We start from the raw sequence: 6,173 nt of genomic DNA on the forward strand, positions 1-6,173 counted from the left end.
ACCACGACCCGCGTCATTACAAGAACCCTGAAGTCTTCGACGTGACGCGCAACCCGATCGACCATCTCTCCTTTGGCTATGGTCCGCATGGTTGCGCCGGTCAGGGCCTTGCCCGCATGGAGGGTGCAGCAATCATCGAGGCGCTTGCGACTCAAATCAAATCGTTCCGCATCGGCGATGTCGCCCGCGTGCCGAGCAATATTACGGTGTCGTTCGACACCGTCCCCGTCTTGGAGTTGGAGGCCGTATGATCAAACTGGTTCTTGATCGCCCTCGTTGCGAAGGTCATGGTCTTTGCGTAGAGGTGGCCGCACAGCTTCTTCACATCGACGATGAAGGCTATGCCGCCATCGATGTGAGCGAGATCAGCGATGCGATCCTGGCGACGGCCCAGGCTGCGGCGCGCGTCTGCCCGGTAGCCGCGCTCAAGCTCATCGGCGAAGAGGCGACTTGATGAGTGCCCTTCGAAATTTCGTCCGCGATATCGTAGTGGTGGGCAGTGGCATCGCGGGATTAACCGCTTGCGACACGCTTCGCGCCGAGGGATTCGATGGCCGCATCACAGTAATCGGTGACGAAACGGTCGCGCCATACAGCCGTCCCGCCTTGTCCAAGGCCATGCTGCGCGACCAGGATGATCTGACCTCGCACTTGTTGCCGGAGGCGACGCACGGGGCACTCGAGCGGCGCGGCATCGCCGCCATTGGCCTCGATGTTGATCGGCAGCGCGTGCGGCTCGCGGATGGCGATGAGGTGCCGTACGACGCGCTAATTATCTCCACCGGCACACGAGCCAGACGCCTAGGCCTTGTTAGTAGGAGCGACGAATACACCGTTCGAACGCTCGCCGATGCGTTGGCGCTGCGGGCACGACTCGCGTCAAGACCTTCGGTCGTAGTGGTGGGCGGTGGTCCGCTCGGCATGGAGATAGCATCCGGCGCGATTGGGGCTGGATGTGCAACGACGCTCGTCGCCAAAGGATTGCCGCTCGCTGCCCATCTCGGCGCATTGCTCGCGGCGCGGTTCCACGATGCTGCCCTTGCGCAGGGCCTCAAGATCGTCAAGACTGACTCCGCGGAGGTGGTGATGTACGACGGTACATCCGTGGTGGCGCTTGGCGACGGCACCGTAATCGAAGCGCAGGTGATTGTCTCTGCTATCGGCGACGCCCCCAATGTCGAGTGGCTCGCCACCGCGGAGCTACTCACTGGCGGCGCGCTCGTGGTGGACCGGCGCGGCCTGATTCGCCCGAACATTGCGGCAGTAGGAGATGTCGCCGCATTCCCGCACGCGGGGCGCGTCGCACGTGTTCCGCTATTATGATGTGTATACATCGTGTCATATTGACCGGTCATTTCTTCCGCAACGCCCGACGGAAACGCAAGCAGCGCGGAATCGTGGGCTGTGGCTGGCGCCGAAATTTGCCTTAATCTACACTCTCCAAAGTCAATCATGCGCTCGTGGCGGCTCGATGGTCCAAGCCCCTCAGGACACCTGGATCTTTCACGTGCGACAAGCCTGGTCTCATCCATCGGGGGCGACGACTCCAATGCATTTGCCATGGAAGTCTTGAAGCTGGTCGGCGATGCCGCAGGAATCTCACAGTGCACCGTATTTGCATACGAATTTGGCACGCGTCCCCGGACGATCTCCGTCGCAGACCACCGTGGCGGCCGATTTTTACGTGACGTAGCAGATGCGTACGCCAAACGCTTCTACGCGCTCGACGGTAATCAAACGATCGTCTCGGCAACCAATCCCCAGAAAAGCTCGACGGTCCTGCTGCACCAGCAAACCAGCGAAGACGTCCTGCATGAGGATTACCGCAACGCGTGCTATCACCAGCCCGACGTGTCAGGCCGGATATCCCTTTTGTTGCAGCCCTCGCAGGGCGTCTGGCTCTCAGTCAATTTCTATCGCGACCGTAAGCGCGGACATTTTCACCAGAGCGACATTGCGAAAATTGAAGCCTATGCACCGCTGATCGCTCGTGCGGCCGGGCATCATTACACGCTCTGTGGCCAAATTCAGACCGGTATTCCGCAGTTAATGTTGACCCGGGTCCGCGGAATCTGCCCCGATCTGTCGAGGCGAGAACTCGATGTGCTCTGCGGCGTTTTGGAGGGCCGCACCGCGCAGGAAATCGGCGAGCTGATGGGGGTTAAGGCCTCAAGCGTCGTGACCTACCAGAAGCGCGCTTATCGTCGCCTTGGTATTTCGAGCCAGCGTCAGTTGTTCGCCTTGTGCCTGGCATCCGCCAAAGCTAACTCTTGATTGTTCCGCCATCCCGACGCAGGCTTCCCACGCTCTCGCGGGACGTCAAGGGTTTCCCCTAGGCCGTTTCGCCCGTCAAGGCGTACCCATTTTGGGGACATCGCGAATTCGCGGCACTCCATACTTCAGTCATCGCCATACCTCGCCTCCCGGACGAACCTGACGCGATTGCATTGAGCGCTATGGCGCTCGACATAGCCCCATATCGTGGAGACAACATACATGGAAACGACCCCATCGGCCGACCGCGGTCAGTTGCGCGGAGGGCCTTCGAACGACGCCCGGCCAGACCCCACCACGTACGAAAAGCACGTCATCGCAAAGGTCTCGCGGCACTTGCTGTGGTTCCTCTTCATTCTGTTCTTTTTCTCCTTCCTGGACCGGATCAACATCGGATTCGCCGGGCTAACGATGATGAAGGACCTGGGGCTTTCGGGGACCCAGTTCGGTCTGGCCACGACGTTGTTTTACATCGCCTACATCGCATTCGGCATTCCGAGCAATATGGTCTTGGCGCGTATTGGTGCGAGGAAATGGATCGGGATCATCATGATCGCCTGGGGCATGGCGTCTACGGCGACCATGTTCGCGAGCAGTCCAGGCACCTTATACCTGTTGCGCGTGTTGGTCGGCGTGACCGAAGCCGGCTTTCTGCCGGGCATTCTGCTCTACATGACCTACTGGTTTCCCAGTAAGTATCGCGCCAGAGCCAATGCCTTATTCATGATCGCGATGCCGGTGACGGCCGCCGTCGGTTCCGCGTTGTCAGGATACGTCCTGGCACTGGACGGGACCCTCGGACTTAGAGGGTGGCAATGGCTGTTTTTTCTGGAAGGCTTGCCGTCGGCGATCCTGGGACTGGTTGTGTTCGCTTATCTTCACGACGCCCCCGAAAAGGCGACCTGGCTCAGCGCTGATGAAAAGCGCACTTTGTCGCAGACGCTCGCCGCGGAGCACCGGGCCGATCCCGTGCCCCTCGCTTCGGCAACGGAAGAAAGAAGCCTTTTCAGCGAGCTCGTCTCGCCGACGGTGATCAAGTTTGCGCTGGCATATTTCTGTCTCGTCAACACGCTCGCCATGGTCGCGGTCTGGACACCACTGATCGTCAAGAGCTTTAGCGCCGACGCGAGTAACCGCACCGTCGGTCTGCTGGCGGCCATCCCGCAAGTCTGCACCGTCGTCGCGATGATCTGGTGGGGGAGGCGCTCCGATCGGAAGCAGGAGCGCAAATGGCACCTCATGCTGCCTATGCTGTTTTCCGCTGCTGGCTGGCTTTGCACGGCTTACTCGGCAAACCTCGTCGTCCAAATGCTGGGGATCTGCCTAGCGTCCGCAGGTTCGTACACCGCCATGTCGATCTTCTGGACGACGCCCGATCACGCGCTGAGCTTCCGAGCCCGCGCAGTCGGCATCGCCGTGATCAATGCCACTGGCAATATCGGCTCAGCCTTGAATCCACTAGTGGTGGGCTGGCTGAAAGACGTGACGCATAGTTTCTCGGCCGGGTTGCTCTATGCAGCGGCACTGCTCGTGATCGGCGCCATCGTAGTGGCAGCGCTACCGATCGAATCGACGCGCCAAGGCCGCACCCAACGTTCAGGCAGCTTTAGTTAGACGGTGCTCGTCGCGCTGGTTGTGCGCCTCAAACTGTGGCGAAGTGACCAACGACGAAGAACGGGCCATGTCCGGTCTCCAGCCGCACTTCGTTCAAGAATTCGTTCAGGAGCAAACGATGGAATTTAAACCCTATCCCTTTACTGCAAAAAAATACGCCTCCAAGGTCCCGAAGTTGGACAACGGCATCGAGACAAAGCGACATGCCGTCACGATCGTTGGGGGCGGTCCGGTCGGCTTGAGCGTTGCACTCGGCCTTGCGAATCATGGCGTTTCCTCCGTATTGATCGAAGCCGACGACTCCGTGTGCGATGGAAGCCGGGCCATCTGTATCTCGCGTCGGAGCCTGGAGATAATTGACCGTCTGGGCGCAGTCGAAGGATTTCTGAATACCGGCCTGCCATGGGCCGGTGGTCGCAGCTTCTATCGGGATACCGAAGTACTGCATTTCAAGATGCCGCAGGATGAGGACCAGAAGCTGCCACCCATGGTGAACCTCGCCCAATACCATATCGAGCAATTCCTGCTGGACGCCGCAGAAAAGAAAGCGGATCTGATAGACATCCGCTGGCAGACGCGGGTCACGGCCATCGATTCGCGTGCGGACGGCGCCACGCTGAACCTCGCGACTTCCGAAGGCGACTATTCGCTCAACACGGACTGGGTCGTCGCCTGTGACGGCGGGCGCAGCACGATTCGCGAGGCGCTGGGCCTGCAGCTCAAGGGCACCAGCTATGAGGGCCGCTATGTGATCGTCGATATCGAGCTTGAGAGCGACCGGCCGACCGAGCGCCTGGCCTACTTCGACCCGTCGTCCAACCCGGGTTCCACCGTCCTGGTTCACAAGCAGCCTGACAATGTATGGCGCATCGACTATCAGCTGCGTGACGGCGAAGACGCTGAACAGGCAGTGAAGCCGGAAAACGTCATCCCGCGGGTGCAGAACCTGTTGGATATGATGGGCGAGCGCGGAGCCTGGGCGCCGATCTGGATCACCATCTACAAGGCCAATGCCCTGACTTTGGAGAGCTATCGTCATGACCGCGTTCTGTTTGGCGGCGATGCAGCCCACCTGGTCCCGATTTTTGGCGTGCGCGGCGCAAACTCAGGCATTGACGACGCCGACAATCTGGCATGGAAACTCGCCTTCGTGGTCCGCGGCATCGCCTCCGAGGGACTGCTCGACAGCTATTCGGCCGAGCGTGTCTTTGCCGCCCACGAGAACCTCAGGCACGGCACCAAGAGTACCGAATTCATGGCGCCGCCAACGTTCGCCTTTGAGTTGATGCGCAAGGCAGTGCTGAGTCTGGCGATCAAGCATGAACGCCTGCGTTCGTTGATCAACCCGCGGCAGACCTCGGCCATCACCTATACCGCGTCGCCACTCAATGCTGCGGAAACAGAGCCGGGCTCATTTACGGCGGGTCCCGCGCCCGGGGCTGTGCTTTCCGAGTGCCCTTTGACGATCTTCGAGGGCGGCAACGCGCGGGAAGCTCACCTGACAGACCTCGTCACCCCCTGCTTCACAGCCTTGCATTTCAGCGAGGACGGTAGGGTGCCTGAGGAATTTTCTGCGCTCGAAGAAACGCTTAAAGGCGAGAAGCTTCCATTCAAGATGATTGCCCTGACTGTGCATCTGCATCCTGAGATTAAACGCGATCACAACTGGGACCATACGGGTCGGCTGTTTGCCATGTACGACGCCAGACCCGGCACCGTGTATCTCGTTCGCCCGGACGGTCATGTGCTGGGGCGCTGGCGCGCGGCAGCCGCCGCAGATATTGCGACAGCCATCCACCACACCCTTAACTCGTGATCACGACCAACCCGATAAAGGAGAACGCCATGACTGACAGCGACCTCGATAACGTCTACACCCGACTGTGCAAGACCATGACCCAAGTAGGCGAGGCCAACACTTCATTGTTTCTCGCGCGTTTCGCGATGCTCGCGATCGATACGATCGACGACCCGGCCGTCGCGCTGAACCTGATCGACGATGCGAGCGAGGGGATGTCTGAATGAGTGCCGGGTCGCCGGCCCCGCATACAAGCGCGGCCAGCATCGCCACCCTTTTCTAAGGGGGCCAATGTCCTTCGCAGGAGATCGAAACAATGACACTCAACTATCAAACCGGCTTCGGCAACGAATTTGCCACCGAGGCCCTGCCCGGTGCGCTTCCCGTGGGACGCAACTCTCCGCAACGCGCGCCTTATGGCCTGTACGCCGAGCAACTCTCGGGCACCCCATTCACTGCGCCGCGCCATAACAACCGTCGTTCCTGG

Annotated in this window: 8 protein-coding genes; all 8 read left to right on the forward strand. The window is 60.1% G+C overall.

The genetic code is table 11. The features are described 5' to 3' along the window. On the forward strand, positions 1–251 hold a 251-nt coding region (locus WCA53_RS32260), incomplete at its 5' end, for a cytochrome P450 (RefSeq protein ID WP_423921391.1). Then, the gene (locus WCA53_RS32265; RefSeq protein ID WP_423921394.1) at positions 248–454 is read left to right on the forward strand and encodes a ferredoxin; all 207 of its coding nucleotides are present in this window, start codon (positions 248–250) and stop codon (positions 452–454) included. The genes WCA53_RS32260 and WCA53_RS32265, both read left to right, overlap by 4 nt. Next, positions 454–1,323 (forward strand): FAD-dependent oxidoreductase, encoded by an 870-nt coding sequence (locus WCA53_RS32270; protein WP_423921397.1) that lies wholly within the window; start codon positions 454–456, stop codon positions 1,321–1,323. The genes WCA53_RS32265 and WCA53_RS32270 overlap by 1 nt, the downstream gene beginning before the upstream one ends. Before the next feature lie 129 nt (positions 1,324–1,452). Beyond that, complete coding sequence (locus WCA53_RS32275) at positions 1,453–2,274, forward strand: helix-turn-helix transcriptional regulator (protein ID WP_423921402.1); 822 nt, start codon at positions 1,453–1,455, stop codon at positions 2,272–2,274. A 222-nt stretch (positions 2,275–2,496) separates the two neighbouring features. Continuing rightward, complete coding sequence (locus tag WCA53_RS32280; RefSeq protein WP_423921407.1) at positions 2,497–3,888, forward strand: MFS transporter; 1,392 nt, start codon at positions 2,497–2,499, stop codon at positions 3,886–3,888. Between the two features lie 118 nt (positions 3,889–4,006). Then, complete coding sequence (locus tag WCA53_RS32285) at positions 4,007–5,704, forward strand: FAD-dependent oxidoreductase (RefSeq protein ID WP_423921411.1); 1,698 nt, start codon at positions 4,007–4,009, stop codon at positions 5,702–5,704. A 29-nt stretch (positions 5,705–5,733) separates the two neighbouring features. Further along, the gene (locus WCA53_RS32290; RefSeq protein WP_121947662.1) at positions 5,734–5,913 is read left to right on the forward strand and encodes a hypothetical protein; all 180 of its coding nucleotides are present in this window, start codon (positions 5,734–5,736) and stop codon (positions 5,911–5,913) included. 89 nt (positions 5,914–6,002) lie between these two features. After that, positions 6,003–6,173 (forward strand): homogentisate 1,2-dioxygenase (locus WCA53_RS32295; RefSeq protein WP_423921414.1); only part of this gene is annotated, 171 nt, incomplete at its 3' end.

The sequence above is a fragment of the Caballeronia sp. genome, from assembly GCF_049581465.1.
Taxonomy (GTDB): domain Bacteria; phylum Pseudomonadota; class Gammaproteobacteria; order Burkholderiales; family Burkholderiaceae; genus Caballeronia.